Annotated in this window: 16 protein-coding genes; 9 read left to right on the top strand and 7 right to left on the bottom strand. The window is 71.9% G+C overall.

What is annotated here, in order from left to right:
• Positions 1–112: 112 nt before the first annotated feature.
• The 3 genes from B1H19_RS16050 to B1H19_RS16040 all read left to right on the top strand — a co-directional run bounded on the left by B1H19_RS16050 (position 113) and on the right by B1H19_RS16040 (position 2,754).
• Entirely contained in the window at positions 113–910 is a 798-nt protein-coding gene (locus tag B1H19_RS16050) for an ABC transporter permease (protein WP_083105388.1), read from the top strand.
• A gap of 76 nt (positions 911–986) precedes the next feature.
• Entirely contained in the window at positions 987–1,751 is a 765-nt protein-coding gene (locus B1H19_RS16045; protein WP_083109683.1) for an ABC transporter permease, read from the top strand.
• A 10-nt stretch (positions 1,752–1,761) separates the two neighbouring features.
• A complete protein-coding gene (locus tag B1H19_RS16040; RefSeq protein WP_083105387.1) occupies positions 1,762–2,754 on the top strand; it encodes an ABC transporter ATP-binding protein in 993 nt (330 codons plus the stop codon).
• Here B1H19_RS16040 and B1H19_RS16035 read toward each other — a convergent pair.
• A complete protein-coding gene (locus B1H19_RS16035) occupies positions 2,734–4,044 on the bottom strand; it encodes an SGNH/GDSL hydrolase family protein (protein ID WP_083105386.1) in 1,311 nt (436 codons plus the stop codon). The genes B1H19_RS16040 and B1H19_RS16035 overlap by 21 nt on opposite strands.
• Before the next feature lie 253 nt (positions 4,045–4,297).
• On the opposite strand from B1H19_RS16035, the gene B1H19_RS16030 reads away from it, so the two are divergent.
• The 3 genes from B1H19_RS16030 (at position 4,298) to B1H19_RS16020 (ending at position 7,624) form a co-directional block, all read left to right on the top strand.
• Positions 4,298–5,644, top strand: a complete 1,347-nt coding sequence (locus tag B1H19_RS16030) for a DUF445 domain-containing protein (protein WP_083109682.1) — start codon at positions 4,298–4,300, stop codon at positions 5,642–5,644.
• Between the two features lie 181 nt (positions 5,645–5,825).
• Complete coding sequence (locus B1H19_RS40805; RefSeq protein WP_418361450.1) at positions 5,826–6,116, top strand: DUF3311 domain-containing protein; 291 nt, start codon at positions 5,826–5,828, stop codon at positions 6,114–6,116.
• Positions 6,113–7,624: a sodium:solute symporter family protein gene (locus tag B1H19_RS16020; RefSeq protein ID WP_083105385.1), complete on the top strand. Its 1,512-nt coding sequence runs from the start codon at positions 6,113–6,115 to the stop codon at positions 7,622–7,624. Before B1H19_RS40805 ends, B1H19_RS16020 begins: the two co-directional genes overlap by 4 nt.
• Here B1H19_RS16020 and B1H19_RS16015 read toward each other — a convergent pair.
• From B1H19_RS16015 to B1H19_RS16005, 3 genes are all read right to left on the bottom strand, one after another.
• Positions 7,608–8,576, bottom strand: a complete 969-nt coding sequence (locus B1H19_RS16015; RefSeq protein ID WP_083105384.1) for an SCO0930 family lipoprotein — start codon at positions 8,574–8,576, stop codon at positions 7,608–7,610. The genes B1H19_RS16020 and B1H19_RS16015 overlap by 17 nt on opposite strands.
• 221 nt (positions 8,577–8,797) lie before the next feature.
• Complete coding sequence (locus B1H19_RS16010) at positions 8,798–10,348, bottom strand: NADH-quinone oxidoreductase subunit NuoF family protein (RefSeq protein WP_083105383.1); 1,551 nt, start codon at positions 10,346–10,348, stop codon at positions 8,798–8,800.
• A 73-nt stretch (positions 10,349–10,421) separates the two neighbouring features.
• The gene (locus B1H19_RS16005) at positions 10,422–11,207 is read right to left on the bottom strand and encodes a hypothetical protein (RefSeq protein WP_237289333.1); all 786 of its coding nucleotides are present in this window, start codon (positions 11,205–11,207) and stop codon (positions 10,422–10,424) included.
• A 619-nt stretch (positions 11,208–11,826) separates the two neighbouring features.
• Here B1H19_RS16005 and B1H19_RS16000 point away from each other — a divergent pair.
• Complete coding sequence (locus B1H19_RS16000) at positions 11,827–12,627, top strand: PucR family transcriptional regulator (protein WP_078969722.1); 801 nt, start codon at positions 11,827–11,829, stop codon at positions 12,625–12,627.
• 483 nt (positions 12,628–13,110) lie between these two features.
• Positions 13,111–13,662, top strand: coding sequence for a S1 RNA-binding domain-containing protein (locus B1H19_RS15995; RefSeq protein WP_083105382.1), 552 nt, complete (start codon positions 13,111–13,113; stop codon positions 13,660–13,662).
• Between the two features lie 118 nt (positions 13,663–13,780).
• Here the strand turns inward: B1H19_RS15995 and B1H19_RS15990 are convergent, their stop codons facing one another.
• The 3 genes from B1H19_RS15990 to B1H19_RS15975 all read right to left on the bottom strand — a co-directional run bounded on the left by B1H19_RS15990 (position 13,781) and on the right by B1H19_RS15975 (position 18,602).
• Entirely contained in the window at positions 13,781–15,253 is a 1,473-nt protein-coding gene (locus B1H19_RS15990; RefSeq protein WP_083105381.1) for a DUF1996 domain-containing protein, read from the bottom strand.
• A gap of 374 nt (positions 15,254–15,627) precedes the next feature.
• Entirely contained in the window at positions 15,628–16,287 is a 660-nt protein-coding gene (locus tag B1H19_RS15985; protein WP_083109679.1) for a DUF4142 domain-containing protein, read from the bottom strand.
• A 245-nt stretch (positions 16,288–16,532) separates the two neighbouring features.
• Positions 16,533–18,602 carry an AMP-dependent synthetase/ligase gene (locus tag B1H19_RS15975; protein WP_237289332.1) on the bottom strand — a complete coding sequence of 690 codons (2,070 nt, stop codon included), beginning with the start codon at positions 18,600–18,602 and terminating at the stop codon, positions 16,533–16,535.
• A 335-nt stretch (positions 18,603–18,937) separates the two neighbouring features.
• Between B1H19_RS15975 and B1H19_RS15970 the strand changes: the two genes are divergently transcribed.
• Positions 18,938–19,243, top strand: a complete 306-nt coding sequence (locus B1H19_RS15970; protein ID WP_083105379.1) for a DUF6412 domain-containing protein — start codon at positions 18,938–18,940, stop codon at positions 19,241–19,243.
• Positions 19,244–19,322 lie beyond the last annotated feature (79 nt).

The raw sequence follows: 19,322 nt of genomic DNA, 5'->3' as shown, positions 1-19,322 counted from the left end.
GAACGGCGCCCCGGGTCACCCGGACCGGTGAATAATCGATGGTGCGGTCCCCCTCTGTCTCACTAGGCTCCGGTGCTTTGCCGTCGGATGACAAGGGTGGGGGAGCACGGAGGTGTGGTACACGGCCGTGGCGGCCGGCAGCTTCCGCCGTTACGCCACCTACCGGATCGCCACCGCGGCGGGTGTGTTCACCAACACCGTCTTCGGTTTCGTCATCGCCTACACCTACCTCGCCTTATGGGCCGAGCGCCCCCATCTGGGCGGCTACGACCGGGCGCAGGCGCTGACGTTCGTATGGACCGCGCAGGCGCTGCTGGCCGCCTCGGCGCTGCTGTTCGGCGGCGGTCTCGATGAGCTCCAGGCGCGGATCCGCAGCGGCGACATCGCGGTGGACCTCTACCGCCCCGCCGACCTCCAGCTGTGGTGGCTCGCCGCCGACCTGGGCCGGGCCGGCTTCCAGCTGATCGGCCGCGGGGTGGTCCCGATGGCGGTCGGTGCGCTCTTCTTCCCGCTCGCCCTGCCCGCCGACCCGACCACCTGGCTGCTGTTCCTGCTGTCGGTCGCCCTGGGGGTGGTGGTCAGCTTCGCGCTGCGCTATCTCGTCTCGCTGGCGTCCTTCTGGCTGCTCGACGGCGCGGGCCTGGCCCTGATCGCCGGGCTGGCCTGCATGTTCTTCTCCGGGATGGTGCTGCCGCTGCGGGCCTTCCCCGGCTCCCTCGGCGACCTGGCCCAGCTGCTGCCCTGGGCGGCCATCCTCCAGGTGCCGACCGATGTGCTGATCGGCGCGCGCAGCGGCGCATCGCTGCTGCGGGGCCTGGCGTTCCAGGCGGCGTGGGGCGTGGCGCTGCTGGCACTGGGCCGGCTGGTGCAGGCGGCCGCCACCCGCAAGGTGGTGGTGCAAGGTGGCTAGCGACGCCGCGGCGGAACGGACCGGCCGGGCGGCGGCGGTGGCGCACGGCCTGCGCGCGTACGGCCTGATCGTGCACATGTGGATCCGCTCCACCCTCGCCTACCGCACCTCCTTCGTGCTGATGGCCCTCGGCAACTTCGCGGCCAGCGCCCTGGACTTCGTCGCCATCGTGCTGATGTTCTCCCAGATCGACGCCCTCGGCGGCTTCACGCTGCCCGAGGTCGCCTTCCTCTACGGCACCGCCACCCTCTCGCTCGGCCTGGCCGACCTGCTGCTCGGCAGCATGGACCGGCTCGGGGCGCGGGTGCGCGACGGCACCCTGGACACCCTGCTGCTGCGCCCCGTACCGGTCCTCGCGCAGGTCGCCGCGGACCGCTTCGCGCTGCGCCGGCTGGGCCGGATCGGGCAGGCGCTGCTGGTCCTGGGCTGGTCGGTGACCCGTGTGGAGGTGGACTGGACGGTCGGCCGGGTGCTGCTGGCGGTGGTCACGGTCCTGAGCGGTGCGGCCATCTTCGCGGCGGTGTTCACCGCCGGTGCGGCCTTCCAGTTCTGGGCACAGGACGCGGCCGAGGTCCAGAACTCCGTCACCTACGGCGGCACCACCATGCTCCAGTACCCGCCCACCGTCTTCGCCAGGGACCTGGTGCGCGGGGTCACCTTCCTCGTCCCGCTGGCCTTCGTGAACTGGCTGCCCGCGCTGCGGCTGATGGGCCGGCCCGATCCGCTGGGGCTGCCGGGCTGGGCCGACTTCCTGGGCCCGGCGGTGGCGGCGCTGATGTGTGCGGGCGCGGGGCTGGCATGGCGCCACGGGCTGCGCGCGTACCGGAGCACGGGAAGCTGAGGCGAGGAATATGACGGCAGGTCAGCTCATCGAGGTCGACGGCCTCGAAAAGGTCTTCTCGGTACGCCGCAAGGCGGGCCGGCTGCGCCGCGTACGCCATGAGGTACGGGCCGTGGACGGCCTCACCTTCCAGGTGCCGCGCGGCGAAATGGTCGGCTACATCGGCCCGAACGGCGCCGGGAAGTCCACCACCATCAAGATGCTGACGGGCATTCTGGTCCCCAGCGGCGGCCGGCTGCGCGTCGCCGGAATCGACCCCGCCCGCGAACGCACCCGGCTGGCCCGCCGGATCGGGGTGGTCTTCGGCCAGCGCACCACCCTGTGGTGGGACCTGCCGCTGAAGGACTCCTACGAACTGGTCCGCCGCATGTACCGCGTCCCGGACGCCGTCTACCGCACCAACCTCGACCGCTGCACCGAACTCCTCGATCTCGGCCCCCTCCTCGACGTCCCCGTCCGCCAGCTCTCGCTCGGCCAGCGGATGCGCGGCGACATCGCGGCGGCGCTGCTGCACGACCCCGAGGTGCTCTATCTGGACGAGCCGACCATCGGGCTCGACGTCGTCAGCAAGGCGAAGGTCCGTTCCTTCCTGCACGAGGTGAACGCCGAACGCGGCACCACGGTCCTGCTGACCACCCATGACCTGACGGATATCGAGCAGCTGTGCCGGCGGGTGATGGTCATCGACCATGGCCATCTGGTCTACGACGGCGGCCTCGACGCGCTGCGCGCGGCCGCCGGCGGCGAGCGCACGCTGGTAGTGGATCTGGAGCGGGAACTGCCGCCCATCGACGGCATCCCGGGCGCCCGTACGGTCAGGGTCGACGGTCCCCGCCAGTGGCTGGCCTTCCCCGCCGCCCAGAGCGCGGCACCGGTGGTGACGGCCGTCGCGGAGCGCTATCCGTTGGTGGATCTGTCCCTTCGGGAGCCGGAGATCGAAGGGGTGATCGCCCGGCTCTACCGTGGCGCCGACGCTGTGGGGTCAGAGATCGGCCCGCACTGACGACCGCTTCAGATCGTTCAGGTTCAGCGCCTGCGCCATCGCCCGGAAGCCCTCGTCGCTGGGGTGGAGGTGGTCGCCGGAGTCGTAGACGGGCCGCAGGCGTTCGGGGTGGGCGGGGTCGCGCAGGGCGTGGTCCCAGTCGACGACCTGGTCGTAGACCGAGCCGGAGCGGATGATGCGGTTGACCTGTTCGCGGGCGTGGTTCATCCGCGGGGTGTAGCCGCGGTGGCCCCCGAACGGCGTCAGCGTGGAGCCGGTCACCCGCAGTCCGCGGGCGTGGGCCTCGTCGACGATGGCCCGCATGCCCGCGACGATCTTCTGCGCGTCGTACTGGTGCGGCACCTTGAACAGGTCGTTCAGCCCGATCTCGACCACCACCGCCTTGACCCCGGTGCGCGAGAGCGCGTCGCGGTCCATCCGGGACAGCACGCTCGGCCCGTTGTTGGGGGAGAAGCGGCTGCCGTCGACCAGCAGGCGGTTGCCGCTGATGCCCTGGTTGAGGACGCCGTAGCGGGGCGCGCCGGGCTCCTCCCGCAGCCGTTCGGCCAGGAAGTCCGTCCAGCGGTGGTTGGCGCCCGCGGTGGAGGTGATGCCGTCGGTGATGGAGTCCCCGATGGCCACGACCGTGCCCTGGGCCTCGGTGCCCCAGACGTCCACACCGGTCAGATAGCGCCAGTACGGGCTCTGCTCCGTATAGGCGGCGCCGGTGGCGTCCTCCGTACGGTCGCCGCGGGCCAGATAGGAGATCTGGCGGGCGTAGGGGTGGTAGGTGGCGGGGCCGGCGGGGGAAGGGGAGTAGGTGGTGACCAGGAGGTCGGCGTTGGCGGGGACGTTGAGCCGTACGGGGTCGCTGGTGACCGCGCCGCCGGCCGGGATGGTCACCGCGGCGTCGCCGCCGAAGGTCAGCCGCCGCATGGTGCCGGCCGCGGCCGTGGGGTTGCTGGGGGCGCTGGCCACCGCCATCGAGGCGTGGCTGACCGACAGCGGCTGGGTGCCGAAGAGGTTGGAGAGCTGGATGCGGGCGCCGGAGCCGCCGACGCTGGTGTGCACGACGTTGCGTATCGACATCCCGGCGTAGCCGTCCAGAGCGCCGGGCTCGGCGGCCGCCGCGGCCGCGGACCAGGTGCCCACCCACTGCCCGGAGACCGCCGGGGCCGCCGGATCACGCGGCTTGTGCGGGCCGCCGCCCGGACCGTTGTCGCCGCCGAAGCCGACGAATATGGCGGTGGAGATCAGCACGACGACTGCCGCCAGGCCGGCGAGCAGCGCGTAACCCACGCTTTTCGTCATGCGGGAGAAGTCTCCTGGGGCAGGCGGAGCGCGGCGCTCCGGGCGGGCAAGGGCAGCGAGTGATCAGCGGCGCCGTTGCGGTCCGATCGTTTCTGCATGATCCCACGGACCTCCGGGGCACCGCCCGGCACCCTGGCGATGGCTCTCGTGGTGTGGACGTGGGGAACTCGTGGTTCGTTCCCTCAGTAGGTCACAGTGGGACATAGCAGGCCGGGCATTCGGGTGGACGGAGGGGCGGGGAACGGTGGAGCGGATGGAACGGACAAGGGCCGACGGGGCCGCTACGGTGGCGCGGCCGGCGGCGGACGCGGCACCGGTCGGCCGGACGGCACGCCTGGGCGGCTTCGACCACAGCCCCGCCGACGAGGGCCGCCGCCGCGCCGTACGGCGGATGAAAGCGCTGGCCACCGGGCTGCTGCTGATCGTGGCGGTGATCTACGTCCTGGCGAAATGGGCGCAGTCCTCCGGGGCGGGCGGCTGGACCGGGTTCGTCGCGGCGGCGGCCGAGGCCGGGATGGTCGGTGCGCTGGCCGACTGGTTCGCGGTCACCGCCCTGTTCAAGCGGCCGATGGGGCTGCCGATCCCGCACACCGCCATCATTCCCACCAAAAAGGATCAACTGGGGCAGAGCCTGGGTGATTTCGTCGGCGAGAACTTCCTCTCCGACGAGGTCGTCCGCCGCCGGCTGCGCGCCGTCGGCATCGGCAGCCGGCTCGGCGGCTGGCTCGCCGAGCCCAGGAACGCCGACCGGGTCACCGCCGAACTGTCCACCGCGCTGCGCGGCGCGCTCACCGTCCTGCGCGACTCCGACGTCCAGGCCGTCGTCGGCGAGGCCATCACCCGCCGCGCGGACGCCCAGGAGATCGCCCCCGGCATCGGCACCCTGCTGGAGAAGGTCGTCGCCGAGGGCGGCCACACCCGGGTGGTGGACCTGGTCTGCGCCCGCGCCCACGACTGGCTGGTCGAGCACGGCGACTCCGTCATGGAGGCGGTCTCCGGCGGCGCGCCCGGATGGACCCCGCGTTTCGTCGACCGCCGGGTGGGCGACCGGGTCTACAAGGAGCTGCTGCGCTTCGTCACCGAGATGCGCGATATGCCCGGCCATCCCGCCCGCGGTGCCGTCGACCGCTTCCTGACCGACTTCGCCACCGATCTCCAGCGCGACCCGGAGACCCGGGCCCGGGTCGAACGCCTCAAGTCCGAGGTGCTCGGCCGCGGCGAGGTGCAGGACCTGATCGCCTCCGCCTGGGGCGCGGTGCGCGCCATGATCGTGGCCGCCGCCGAGGACGAGCGCAGCCAGCTGCGGCTGCGGGTGCGGGCCTCGCTGCTGTCCCTAGGCCAGCGGATGGCCGTGGACAAGCGCCTCCAGAACAAGGTCGACGGCTGGCTGGAGGGCGCGGCCGGCTATGTGGTGACGACGTATCAGGGCGAGATCACCTCCCTGATCACCGACACGGTCGCCGGCTGGGACGCCGAGCACACGTCGCGGAAGATCGAGGCCCACATCGGCCGCGATCTTCAATTCATCCGCATCAACGGCACGGTGGTGGGGGCGCTGGCGGGCCTGGCCATCTATACGGCCTCCCACATTTTCGGCTGACCGTTCGCTGCGCTTTGTCTAGCTCCCCACGTTGTCGGCTTTCCCGCCGTGGGGGTTGTTCGCCGTGACGCCTGCGGCGGGCGTGGGTTGGTACGGGTGCGGTGCCACGCCTCCGGACTTCGTCCTGCGGCGTGGCCCCTCCCGTGAGTGGGGGCAAGGGGCCGGTGGGAACATACGTCGTATGTCCAGTTCTGTAGGACGCAATCGAAATGCGGCACCCGGCCGCGTACGGGTTCCCCGCTGGTTTTCTCCCACCCACAACGGGGAGGGGCCGGGGCGCAGGCGCTACGCGCTCCTCTGGCTGCTCTTGCCCTATGTCCTGTTCCTGGCGGTGCTGCCGCTGGTGAACCGGGTCACGCCGACGGTGCTCGGGCTGCCGTTCCTGTTCTTCTGGATGCTGGTGGCGACGCTGGCCACCCCCCTTGCCGTGGCGCTGGCCCGCCGCGGCGACCGCGGAAGGGGGCGGAGGTGAACGCCACCGTTGCCACCGCCGTCCTCGGCGCCTTCATGGTGCTGACCGTCGCGCTCGGTCTGCTCGCGGTTCGGGGCCGCGCCTCCGGCGGCGGCCTCGCGGAGTGGTCCGTCGGCGGCCGCAGCCTCGGTACCGTCTTCATCTGGGTCCTGATGGCCGGCGAGAGCTATACCAGCTTCAGCTACCTCGGCGCCGCCGGCTGGGGCTACAACTTCGGCGCCCCGGTGCTCTATGTGCTGGCCTACATGTCCTGCGGCTATGCGCTCGGCTATGCCGTCGGCCCGATGCTGTGGGCCTACGCCCGCCGCCACGGCCTGGTCGGCATCAGCGATATCGTCGCCCACCGCTACGGACGGCCCTGGCTCGGCGCCGCCGTCGCCGTCCTGGCCACGGTCTGTCTGCTGCCGTACATCCAGCTCCAGATCACCGGCATGGGTGTGGTCGTCTCCACGGTCTCCTACGGTGCCATCAGCCTCAACTGGGCCTATTTCCTGGCCTTCGCGGTCTCCACGGGCTTTGTCGTCGTCAGCGGACTGCGCGGCAGCGCCTGGGTGTCGGTCCTCAAGGACATCCTGGTCATCGTCACCCTCGCCTTTCTCGCCTGCTACGTCCCGCTGCACTACTTCGGCGGCTACGGCCCGTTCCTGCACCGCCTCGTCGCCGAGAAGCCGCAGTGGCTGGTCTTCCCCGGACATGCGTCCGGCGGCCTGGGCGGCACCTGGTTCCTCACCACCACCCTCGTCAACTCCCTCACCGTGGTGATCTTCCCGACGACCGTGGCCGGCTATCTCGGCGCGCGCAACGCCGAGGCGCTGCGCCGCAATGCGATGTACCTGCCCTTCTACAACGTGCTGCTGTACGTCCCGATGCTGCTGGGCCTGGCCGCGCTGTTCGTCGTCCCCGGGCTGGTCGGCGCGGACTCCAACCTCGCGCTGTTCAAGCTGGTGGTGGACTCCCTGCCGGCCTGGGCGGTCGGGGTGATCGGCGCGGCTGCGGCGCTCTCCTCCATCGTGCCGATGGCCGTGTTCATGCTGGTCATCGGCACGATGTGGGGGAGGAGCGTACTGGGCCGGCTGCCACGGCTGGCGCACCGTCAGAAACTCACCTCACAGCTGGTCGTGGTGGCCTCCGGAACGCTCGCCCTGCTGCTCACCTACACCGCCCCCAACACCCTCGTACGGCTGTCCCTGATCTCGTACGAGGGCATGGCGCAGCTCGTACCGATGCTGCTGCTGGGGCTGGTGTGGCGGCGGCTGACGGTGCGCGCCGCGGTGAGCGGCCTGGTGGTGGGCCTGGCTCTGGTGTGTGTCCTGGTCTTCGGGGGACACGACCCGCTCTGGGGGATGAACGCGGGGATCGTCGCGCTGGCCGTCAATGCGGCGGTGGCGCTGGCGGTCACCTGGCTGGGGCCGCGGGAGCGGGACGAGCGGCCGGATGCCGAGGTGCTGGCGCTGGACGACGAGTTCCCCGGTCAGGAGCCCGCGCCGCCGGTCAGGGCGTCGTCGTGAGCTTCTTGCCGTCCTGGGACACCGCGAACCACAGGCCCATCTTGCCCTGGCCGTTGATGTCACCGGGCTGCTTGTCGCCGGTGAACCAGTAGACCGGCCAGCATTTGACGGCCAGTTGGCGGGTGCCGTCGGGACGGGTGACGGTGGAGATCAGCTTGGGCGGGATGCCGCCGAGCTTGGAGCGGTCGGCCGGCTTGGCGGGCTTCCAGGTGTCCAGGCAGGAGCCGGTGCAGCCGAACTTCATCGGCCAGGCGCTGTCCTTGTTGAAGCGGTAGAGGGTGCGGCCCTGGCCGTCGACGAGGATCTTGCCGAGCGTGGGCTGGTCGAACACCGAGACGTCGCCGGTCTGCTGGGCGCCGGCCTTCTTGCCGTCGGCGGCCAGCGCGTTCCAGGTGCCGCCGACGCCCTGGCCCTTGGTGTCGCCCGGTTTCGTGTCCTTGGCGTAGCGGTAGGCGGGCCAGCCGCCGATGGTGAGCTGCTTGGTGCCGTCGGCGCGGGTGACCGAGCCCAGGGCGCTCTTGGCGATCCCGGCGGGGACGTCCGCGCCGTCGGCGGGGACCGGTGGCCAGGCGGTGGCGCAGGCACCGGAGCAGTTCGACATGGGCGGCTTGGCGGTGTCCTTGTCGAAGCGGTAGAGGGTCATGCCCTTGGCGTCGGTGACGACGGGACCGAGGTCGGGGGCCTCGTGCAGGGCGAGCGTGCCCGCGGCCGGCCACTGCTTCGCCTTGCCGCCCGCCGTGCCGTCGTCGCCGCCCGCCTGGCCGCCGTAGCCGCCGCCGCTTCCCGAGCCGGAGGAGCCGTAGTCGCTGGTGCCCTGGCCGGCGGGCTGGATGGTGTCGGAGCTGGGCGTGCTGCCGGCGCCCTGGTTGGTGCTGCTGCCGCAGCCGGCGGTGAGCGCCAGGGCGGCGAGCGCGGTGGCGGCGAGTCCGGCACGGCGTCGGGTGAGGGTCACGGTGTCTCCTTGGTTGGTGGGGGTTTCGTGGAGCGGTGTGCTGCCTCGGTCGGGTGGGGTTCCGGGGAGGGGTGTGGTGCCCGGTGGGTGTGGTCCTCGGTGGATGGGGGATCGGGTCGGTGCGGGGTTGGCTTCGTCGGGGGGAAGTACGCGGGCCGGGGGTGCCGTGTTCAGGCCGGGCGAAAATTTCTCGCCCGCTGACAAAGGGCTTACGGGCGCGCTCAGTTGGCCTGCTGGACGCGCAGCGCCAGCGCCGGGCAGCGCCGTACCGCCAGCTGCGCCCGGCGCCGCATACGGGCCGGCAGCGGCATGTTGGCGCGCTGCGGATAGCCGTCCGAACCGAGCTTGATGATCCCCGGTACGACATCGGCGCACAGACCGTGGCCGCGGCACAGCGTCCAGTCGACCAGCAGGCGTTCCTGCGGCGGCGGTGGCTTGGGGGCGGGCGGAGGCGGAGGGGCGGACAGGACGGCCGGTGGCGGCCGGTGCCCGGTGACCGGCAGCGCTCCGGTCACCGGGCGGCCGCACCCGAACCCGCGGGCATGGCGCTCGAACTCCTCGGGGAAGGCGGCAAGAGCCGAGGCCACGAAGCGCGCGGTGCCGTCCGGGTGGCTACAGGCGCCGCGCTTCTCCACGGCCCGCATACGGGCCCGCACGGCTTCCAGGGCGTCGTCCCCGCCGCCGCGTACGGCGCGGTCGAGCTGGTCGGCGAGGGCCGGCAGGCCCAGCACACACGGCCCGCACTGTCCCGCCGACTCGGCGGCCATCCAGTGCGCGACCCGCACCGTCTCGCCTGCCGGGCAGGTGTCGTACGGCAGCGGCAGCACCGCCCCCGCGCCGAGCACCGCACCGTAGGCCGCCAGCGCCGCCCGCGAGAGGGTCGCGGTCTGCGCGTCGGCCGGCGAGATGAACGTGCCGTGATAGCCGCCGATCAGCACGCCCTGCCCCTGGTCCAGTCCGCACAGGGCCAGCACCCGGGAGAGCGGGACCCCGTACGGGGCCTCCACGACCCGGTTGCCGGCGACCGTGAGCATCAGGGTGCCGGGCTCGGCGGGCAGGCCGACGGTGCGGTAGCCGAGCGCACCGAGGCGGGCGGCGACGGCGAGCTGGGCGTAGGTCTCGGTGTTGGACAGCAGGGTCGGCAGGCCGTTCAGCCCGCGTTCGCTGGAGCGGATCTTCCGGCCGGAGGGCAGACCGGGCCCGCCGCCCAGGCCGCTGGTCATGGCCGACCCCTCGCCGGTGACGAACCGCTCGGTCAGCAGGGTGACCCGTAAGGCCGGCCCCACCGGCCCGCGTTCGTCGATGGCGCGCTGCACCGAGTCCGCGACATCCGGCCGGGTCACGCCGACCGCGACCTCCTGTGCGCCCAGGGCGTCGGCGGCCAGCAGCGCGCCGTCCAGCACCAGATGCGGGACGTGCAGCAGCAGCGCGGTGTCCTTGAGGCAACTGGGCTCGCCCTCGCTGCCGTTGACGACCACGGCGGCCTTCCCGTCGGAGCGCAGCATCCCTTCCAGGACGGCGCTCACCTTGCGGGCGAAGGGGAAGCCGGCGCCGCCGCGGCCGCGCAGATCGGTGTCCTCGGCCAGCGCCACCAGCTCCTGTTCGGTGAGCCGGGGCGGCCCGCCGTGCCGGGCCAGATGCGCCACCCGGTCCAGCCGCGGCGCCTCGTCGAGCCCGGCCAGCAGCCGCGGCGGTCCCAGGGACGCCAGCGTGGGCACGGGATCGGGCGCCGCCACGACGGGCAGCGGACGGGTGGGGGCGGGGGCGGTCATGGGGTTCTCCTGGGTTGTGCCTGGTGGTGGTGCTGGGGGTGTGCCGGGGGGCTTACGGGCTACGGCCTACCGCTCACGACTCACGCCGCCCGCCGCGCATCCGCAGGGCGAGCCGTACGGCCACCGCGCCCAGACACAGGGCGTATCCGGCGATCGCCCAACCCGCCGCGGGACGGCCCGACTTGAGGCCGTGGACGAGGGCCAGCGCCCAGGCGACGTAGGCGCTCATGTGCAGCGCCCGCCACCAGCGGGGGCCGGCGGTGCCGGTGAACGCGCCGCGGACCGCGCCGGTCACCGCGACCGCGAGGAAGGTGTACGCGGCGAGCGAGCCCAGCCCGACCAGGGCCGGCCGGGCGCCGTCGGTGAACGGCACGGCGGCGGACAGCGCGCCGGTGTGCCCCTCGGCGATCTTCACCCAGATGTGCAGGCCGAGGAAGCCCAGTCCGGCGACGGCGGTGCCGCGGTGCACGGCCTGGGCGAGCAGCCGGTGGCCGGAGTGCAGCACCATCCGGTCCGTGGCGGCCAGCCCCCACAGCACCGTGACGGACAGCGAGATCAGGGCGAGCACCCCGGCGCTGTAGTCCAGGAAGTGCACCAGGGTGTCCATCGCGCCGGAGTGCACGGTGACGGCGATGAACAGCAGCAGTGCGGCGGGAAGTGCCGGTCGCAGGACGGCCGTTGTAGCCGCTGTCGAGGAACTGTTGGCCAGTGAAGGGCCGTTGGCCGGCGATCCGGTCCGGCGGTCCGGGCGCCGGGGGCGAGGGATGCCCGACGGCGGCCGCGCACGGTGGGTGTGACGGCCTGTCGGGTGCGGTCGATCCGCTTCGCCGCGCTGGTTCTGCAGGCGGGGGATGGACATCTGACCTCCCGTTTGCGGGGCAGGGGTACGGGATGCGAATTTCCGGGAGAATCTCCCGTCCGCGACATTGGAGGTATTACCGGTATGAAATCCGGGGCATTTGTGCCGGTGACCCCCGGTAACACTTTTGGGTGACCACCGGTAACAGTGAACATTCCGTGACCGAGCGGATACGCAGGGCCGTAATCCGGATGTGCAAAAGCATCTACGAACCCCGTTGGAATTTCGTAAGGTTTAGCGCGCTGTGACAAATTCCTGCGGCGGCATCGCGGTCACGCGTGCAAACTCCCGATGATGCCGACTCAGGCGTACGGGGGAGTTCAGCGCCAGACCAAGCCGCATCCCCGCCAGGATTGAGGTAGCGATGTGTGATCTCCTGAACCGCATCTGGTCGCGGCCCCGAAGCGAGTGGAGCCGAGTCGTGAGAAGAGAAATCCCGGACTTCGCGGAGAAGGTAGTGGCCGAGCTGCAGCGAGGATTTCCTGCATTGGCGTCACTTCTCGGGAATACCCCTGTAGAAGAGGCGGAATGGGCACTCGAACAGGCCCTGCTGACAGTCCTCGGTTACCAAAAAGAGTCGCAGAGTAAACGTCCGGCCGTATCGTCCGTGGTCACGCCGATGCCCGTCGCGCGGGCCCGTCAGGACCTGTTCGATGTGCTCGCCGGGCAACGCGACGTACCGGACGAGGGACTGGACGGTCTCGCCCGCGCGGCCGGCTGGCCGGTCCCCGACACCGTCCAGGCCGTCGTCCTCGCGACCCCCGCCGAGGCACCCCAACTGGCCGCAGCGCTGGGGCATGCGCTCATCGGCACCGTCGAGGGCGACACCTGCCTCATCGTCCCCGACCCGGCCACCCAGACCAGGGCCCGCCTGGAGGCGGCCCTCAAGGGCCGGGCGGCGGCCGTCGGGCACATCACCGGTGCCACCGACGCGGGCTCCTCGCTGCGCTGGGCCCGCTACCTCCTGACGCTGGCCCCCAGCCGGGTCGGCCCGGAGGCACGGGCCGCCTTCGTCGACGACCACCTCTCCGCGCTGCTGCTCCTCCAGGACGAGTCCCTCGCCGACGCGCTGACCGCCCGTTGGCTCGGCCCACTGGATGAACTGACCCCCCGCCAGAGCGAGCGTCTGGAAGTCACCCTGCTCGCCTGGCTGGAGGGCGGCGGCGCTCCCGAAGCCGCCAAACTTCTCCATGTCCACCCGCAAACGGTCCGCTACCGCCTGCGCCAGATCGAAAAGCTCTTCGGGCCGGTCCTGCGCGACCCCCGCAGCCGCTTCGAACTCGAAATGGCCCTCCGCAGCCGCCGCTTGATGGCCCACGTCCGCTCCTACCGGGCCCGAGTCGGCCGCCGCGCCCGCACGGTGGCCTCCACCATCCGACCACTCGGCATGGCGAGGGAGGCGCGGGTGAACGGCCTATGACGCCTCCGACGCCCCTGACACCCGGCCTCTGACGGGCTCCGGGTAATCGGTTCCACCGGTCCACCGAAACGTCGGTCCACCGAAACGTCGACCCACCGGAACATCGATCCACCTGACCACTGGTCCACCGTTCCGCCGGTCCACCAGACCATTGGACCATTGATCCACCGGCCCACCGGTCCACCGACCACTGGACCACCTGACCACCGGACCACCAATCCACCGGTCCACCGACCCACCGACGGCTGCCGGGCCGTCCCACACCCTGTACGGGGGCTGGTGCCGCTGAGGGGCGCCAGGTAATCGGTTCCACGGTTGTCACGGCCGTGACGGCGCCTGTTACGGCGCGGCCCTGGGCGGGCGATCCCCGCGCCAGGGCCAAACGGTTGGGCCTTGGCGCCTCACCCGTCATCAGCACCCGGGCCGGCCCCGAGAAGGCCGACCACCGAGACCGGACCGGCCCCGGCTGCGACAATCGCCCCCATGATCTCCGGCACCGACCACCCGGAACTCTGGGCGTTCCTCTCCTCACTCTCCCGCGGCGAGATCCTCTCCGGCACGGTCGCGGCGATCGAGTACTTCGGCGTGTTCGTCGCGCTGGACGACGGCCCCGACCACCCGGTCTTCCCCGGCGTCGGCTTCATCGCCGTCCCCGACCTGTCCTGGCGCCGCATCGAGGCGCCGTCGGACGTCGTGCACGTCGGCCGGCGCATCTCCTGCGTGTTCCTCGGCTTCGACACCTGGAACGGCGAGGCCAGACTGTCCCTGCGAGCGACGCAGCCGGACCCCTTCCAGATATTCGCAGACGCAAATTCCGTGGGCCACACGCTGTGTGGACCGGTCACCAAACTGGTCCCGTTCGGCGTCTTCGTCCGGGTCGCCGACGGCATCGAGGGGCTGATCCCGCTGGACGAGCTCACCGCCACGCCCGTGACGGCTCCCGAGCATGCCGTCCAGGTCGGCGACGAACTCACGGTCACCCTCACCGCAATCGACCGCGAGCGCCGCAGACTCGCCCTCTCCCGAGCGCCCTAGCCTGCCCCGGCCCTCGCTGACGTCGACTGCGTGGAAGGCGCCCGCCTCCCCGCGGCACCTGGTTTTCCAGGCCGTGGGGAGGCGGGCGCCTCAGAGGTTCGTGGCGTGCGTCACGGCCTCATGTGCACTTCTGCCCCCGGTTGATGCAGTCCACCGCCTTGTTCATCAGGTCGGTCGGCATGACGTTGATGAAGTCGCCGTGGTCGGTGACCGGTTTGTGGAGTTGTTCGGGGAAGCTGTCGACGGCGAAGCTGTCGCCCTGCGGCACGTCGTAGGTGAGGCGTTCGACGAGCTGGGGGATGGCCGTGAAGCCTTGCGGGCATTGGCCGTTGCGGTCGGAGAAGGCCACGTGGGTGCGGTGGTTGGCGCTGTCGGTGTTCCGGCCGTCCCAGCAGTTCTGGAAGGCGAAGGTGCGGACCACCTGCGAACCCTGCGGGCAGAGGGGGTACTTGTCCTTGAGCTGGCGGTTCTCGAAACCGGTGCAGCTCCAGGAGGCGTTGGCGTTGGCGGTGCCGTTGGTGAGGGCCTTGGCGTCGCCGGTGATGATGCGCAGGTCCTGCGGCATCGCCCGTACGGCACCGGCCTGGCTGCCGCGGTACTGGATGGTCACCGAGGCCGGGGTCAGCACCGAGCCGTTGTTGCCGTCGTGGCCCGCGCCGGGCGTGTTTTCCGAGGTGCCGTCCAGTTTGCGCAGCACCGGCCAGTAGTACGTGGACAGATCGCCGTTGGTGCAGGTGGTGTCGGAGGCGGCGAGGCTCTGGTCGTTGGAGTTGGCGTCGGTGGACTTGTTGCCCACGTAGTCGTGGGTGTGGTGGGCGCCGTTGCTGACGCCGGGCGTGACGATGACGTTGTCGGAGTTGAAGTGGCCGTCCTCATTGCGGCCGCACTCGCTGGTGAAGGTGCCGGTCGAGGCGCCGCTGCCCTGGGGCGCGGCGAACGGCGGGTCGCCGGCGTTCGGCTGGACGGTGTTGATGTCGGCGAAGTCGTCGGGGGAGGGGCCGCCCTGCTGACCCTGGCTCTGCCCTTGGTTCGGATCCTGGCTCTGGCCCGGGACCTGGCTCTGCCCTTGCTGGCTGGGGTCGCCGCCCTGGGCCGGGTCCTGCGACGGGCTCTGGCCCCAGCCGTCGTTCGTGGACTTGGTGCCGTACTGGCTGCCGGTCTGGCCGGCCGCGTTGAGCCTGTCTCCCGTGGGCTTGGTGGTGCAGCCGCTCATCGCCATCAGGTACGTCGGCCGCTTGGCGTTCCGGGCGATGGCGTTCGCCATGGTCCCGATGGTCTTGCTGCGCTGCTGCTTCAGCCGGCTGAGGACGTCGTTGCTGAGGACTTTGTTGCCCTGGCTGCCGGACATCTGCTCGTACGCGGTGGCCACCTGGCGGTCGAGGGCGGCCAGGCCCTTGGAGACCTGGAGGCGGGCGCCGCTGGGGACCTGGCGCAGCCGGTCGCCCACGTCGGGGCAGGAGATGGTGGTGGCGAGGGTGGTGCGCTGATGGCCGGCTTCCGCGTTCGGGTCGGAGTTGCCGGCCAGCGCGGTGGTGGCGACCGCGGCCAGACCGCCGCCGGCGAGTAGGAGGGCGCCCGCGGCGACGAGCATTCTGGTCGTCAGACGGGAGCGTTTGTGCGCTTGCTGGCGGGCTGCCGGTTGGCGCGACTGCCGGCGTTGTCGTGGGGGTGTGGGGTGGTTTCGCCTCATGGGATCACTCGCTTTGTGAGGGGGTGGTCGTGGCGGTGGTGGTGGGTGGTCGCGGGGTGGGCCTGTGCGGGCCGTCGGTCGGGCGGCCCGCGGTCCGGGGCGGACCCGGGGCTTGCGGCGGCCCGGCCCGGCTCAGGGCAGGCCCGCGGCCCTTACGGCCCGGGCGGTTCCTGGCGGGCGGCCCGGCGGCCCCGGCGTCTCTGGGCGGCCGGCGGTTGCCGACCGGCCGCCCGCCCGGCCCGTCGGACCCCGGCGGCCCGTCGGGCCCTGTCGACTCAATAGGTGTGCAGCGTCGAGAAGTTGACGTCGCCGGTCTTCTCCAGAACCGTGATGTGGTCCAGGACCGTGGCATTGGCGCGGTCCGCCAGGGCGCGCACCACGGTGTTGCGGGTCTGGTCGCGGACCAGGGCGATCAGGCCGAAGACCTTGCCGTGCGAGCGGCGCAGCAGCTCCGCGAACAGCGGGGCGAAGTCGTTCCCCTGGGCGTTGGTGATCTGCGTGAGCCAGCTCTGCTGCTCGGGCGAGGGCTGGTTGGGCAGGGGAATGCCCAGCATCTGCCCCGCCTGGTCGACGAGACGGTTCAACTCGGTGTGTCCGGCGACGAGATGCCGCCCCGCCGTGCGCACCGCGTCGGTCGTGCCGCGGTCCTGCGCCTGCCTGCCGGCCGGCATCTCCCACAGCCCGGCCAGCTTGACCTTGCGGACGAAGTCCCGGTCCATCGCGGTCAGCGGCCCGTAACGGGTGGAGACCGTGCCGCCGCCGTCGTCGTCGTACGTGAGGGTGGTGGTCGCCGCCGCCGCGCTCTCGCCGAAGAGCTGCACCGGCAGCAGCAGCGCCGCGAGGGTGGCGATGAGGGCACAGACCACCAGGCCGGTGGCGATGGTCCGTCCTGAGAGCGTGAGACGTCCGGATCCCGTCCCGGGGAATCCGGGCACCGACACCGCGGAGTTGCGGACGAAGGACCGCACATGACCCTCCCGGTTCACCTCCGTGGTGGGCCCCCGGATGGGGCCCACCGGAATGCCACCGGACGCTAAGCGCCGCGCCGGGCCCGTGGACCGAGGTCCTCACCCCTGGACAAATTACGGCCGGGGGCGGAGCGGCCCTGCTACGGTTTGGCGCTGAACGACCGCCGGAGGAACGGCCGTTCAGCGGGAACGGTCGTCAGGGGACCCCGCCCTCAGACGGCGTACCGACTTGCGGCCGCCGCTCGCCTCCGCTCCGCGCGGGACAGCTGCGGCTCGCGCTCGCCCCGGGCGTACAGGGCGTCGATCTCGGCCGCATACGCCCGTACGATCGCCGCCCGGCGCAGCTTCAGCGACGGCGTCATCAGCCCGGACTCCTGGCTGAACTCGCCCGGCAGAATGCGGAAGGCGCGGATCGACTCGCCGCGGGAGACCGCGCTGTTCGCGCGGGCCACCGCCCGCCCGACCTCGGCCCGTATCTCCTCCTCTTCCGCAGCCGTGCCGCGGCCACCGGAGGCCGCGGCACCGACCTCCGGCACCTCACGCCCCTTTCGCCCCGTATGCCACTCCCACCCTGCGCACCATTCCCCTTCTACGCGCCCCTCTCGCTCCTCCCGCCCCTCTCGACCGGCTCGCCCGCCTCGTATCTCTCGCCACTCCCGACTGTCTCGCCTCTCCCGCCGCTCCCGTCCCTCGCGCAGCCATCGCCAGTGCGCCAGTGCCTCCGGATCGAGGGTGATCAGCGCCGTGACGTACGGGCGGTTGTCGCCGACCACCACGCATTGGGAGATCAGCGGATGGGCGCGCAGGCGTTCCTCCAGGCCCTGCGGCGCGACGCTGTTGCCGCCGCTGGTGATGATGATGTCCTTCTTGCGGCCGGTGATGACCAGATAGCCGTCGTCGTCCAGCCGGCCGAGGTCGCCGGTGGGCAGCCAGCCGTCGTACAGGCCGCTGCCCGGAGACCCGTCCTCGTCCAGATAGCCCGCGAAGACCGCCGGACCGCGCACCCACACCTCGCCGTCCAGCGCCAGATGCACCGCGTTCCCCGGGAGCGGCATCCCCACCGTCCCGAAACGCACCCGCCCCGGCGGCTGCACGGTGATCGCCCCGGTCGTCTCCGTCAGGCCGTATCCGTCGTAAATGGTGAGGCCCGCACCGGCGTAGAGCAGGCCCAGCTCCCGGCGCAGGGCGGAGCTCCCGGAGACCGCGAGGCACACCCTTCCGCCGAGCAGCGCGCGGAGGCGGGAGTACACCGGCCGTTCGTAGAGCGCATGCCGGGTGCGCAGGAACGCGTCGGGGCCGCTCCCGGTGCCCTGCGCCTGCGCCGCCAGCGCCTCCGCGTAGCGCACCGCGACCGTGATCGCCGCATCGAACGTCCGCCGTCGCCCGGCCTGTTCGGCGGCCCGGCGGGCGCGGTCGCAGATCTTCTCGTAGAGGTACGGGACCGCGAACAGGACGGTGGGGCGGAACGAGGCCAGGGCCGCCAGCAGCGCGTCCGCGGACGGATCCGGCTGATGGCCCAGCAGGACGCCGCCGCGCATGCAGGCCACCTGGACCATCAGGCCGTAGACATGGGCGAAGGGCAGGAAAGCCAGCAGCGACGGCCGCTCCCCGGGGGCGGCGAGGAGGTTGCCCCAGCCCGCGTAGAGGGTGTCGCATTCCGCGGCGAGGCCGGCGTGGGTGATCACACAGCCGCGGGGGACACCGGTGGTCCCCGAGGTGTGCACGATCGCGGCCGTGGAGCCGGGGGTGACCGCCCGGCGCAGCCGGTGCACATCGGCGTCGCTCAGGCGGGTGCCCTCCTCGGTCAGCCGCCGTACGCAGTCCCGGTCCAGCTGCCACAGCCGACGCAGCGCGGTCGCCTCGTCGCAGGCCGCGGCGACGGTCATGGCCTGCGCCTCGTTCTCGACGACGACCGCGGAGACCTGCGCGCCGGAGAGGATGTAGCGCAGCTGCTCGACGGAGGCGGTCGGATAGACCGGTACGAGGTGGGCGCCGATCGTCCACAGGGCGTAGGCGAACAGCGTCCACTCGTAGCGGGTACGGGACATCAGCGCGACCCGGGTGCCGGGCCGGATCCCGTCCGTCAGCAGTCCTCTGGCCAGGTCGATGACCTCATCGCGGAATTCCGCCGCGGTGACCGGCTGCCAGGTCCCCTGGTCCTCGGTGTCGCGGCGGGCGAGCTGGGCGAAGTCCGGCTGGAAGGCGGCGGTGTCGAACACGGAGTCGGCAAGACCGCCGGTCCGCAACGGCGCCGCCAGGGCCGGAACGCTGATGTCGCGCACAGCACCTCCTGGGTGGTCCTTGAGTTGTGGGGGGTTGGGGGGTGAGGGGTGGGGGAGTCGGGGGTGAGTGGTGCGGCTGCCGACGGAGAGGGGCGGGGCTGCCGAAGCCCACGGGGCCCGTGCCCCGTAACCACCCCTGACCTGTGGAAAAGTCCCCGAACCGCCCCCGATCTGTCGCCCGATGCACCGCTCGGTCCGCCGCCCGATGCATCGCCGATCCGCCGCCCGTCCCGGCGGCAGGGAGGGCAAGTTACCCACCCGTCGGCCGACTGCCCAGAGGTGCGGCTACTCTTGAGCGAAAGCCGACAAAAGTCGATGCGCGGAAGGGGGAGCGGATGTACCGGATCGTCGATGCGTGGCGGCTGTACACCTCCGCGCTCTTCTTCCTCCTCGCCGGACTGCTGCTGGCCCAGGCGGGGTTGACGTCCGCGCTCACCGCCGCTGCGGCCACCGCCGCGGTGCTGCTCCTGTGCAGCGCGTTCCTTCTCGCCGCATACGCCGCGCCCGTGCCACCGGGCCGGATCCGTACGGCCATCCGCGACCGTGAGCGCCGTACGGCGTTTCTGCCCCAGCGCGACCCCGACGCGGCCGGCCGCCCGCGTCCCCGAGCACCGGGCCGTCCCCTCCCGACGGCCGCGTAGACGCTCCCGGGCACCACCTTCCCGCCGCGTCCGCGCCGCTCGTCACGCCGAATTTCCCTCTTTTCCCGGCACGACGAGA

The sequence above is a fragment of the Streptomyces gilvosporeus genome (assembly GCF_002082195.1).
Lineage (GTDB): Bacteria > Actinomycetota > Actinomycetes > Streptomycetales > Streptomycetaceae > Streptomyces > Streptomyces gilvosporeus.
The sequence above is the reverse complement of the archived record's forward strand: the minus strand, read 5'-3'. Positions and strand labels throughout refer to the sequence as shown.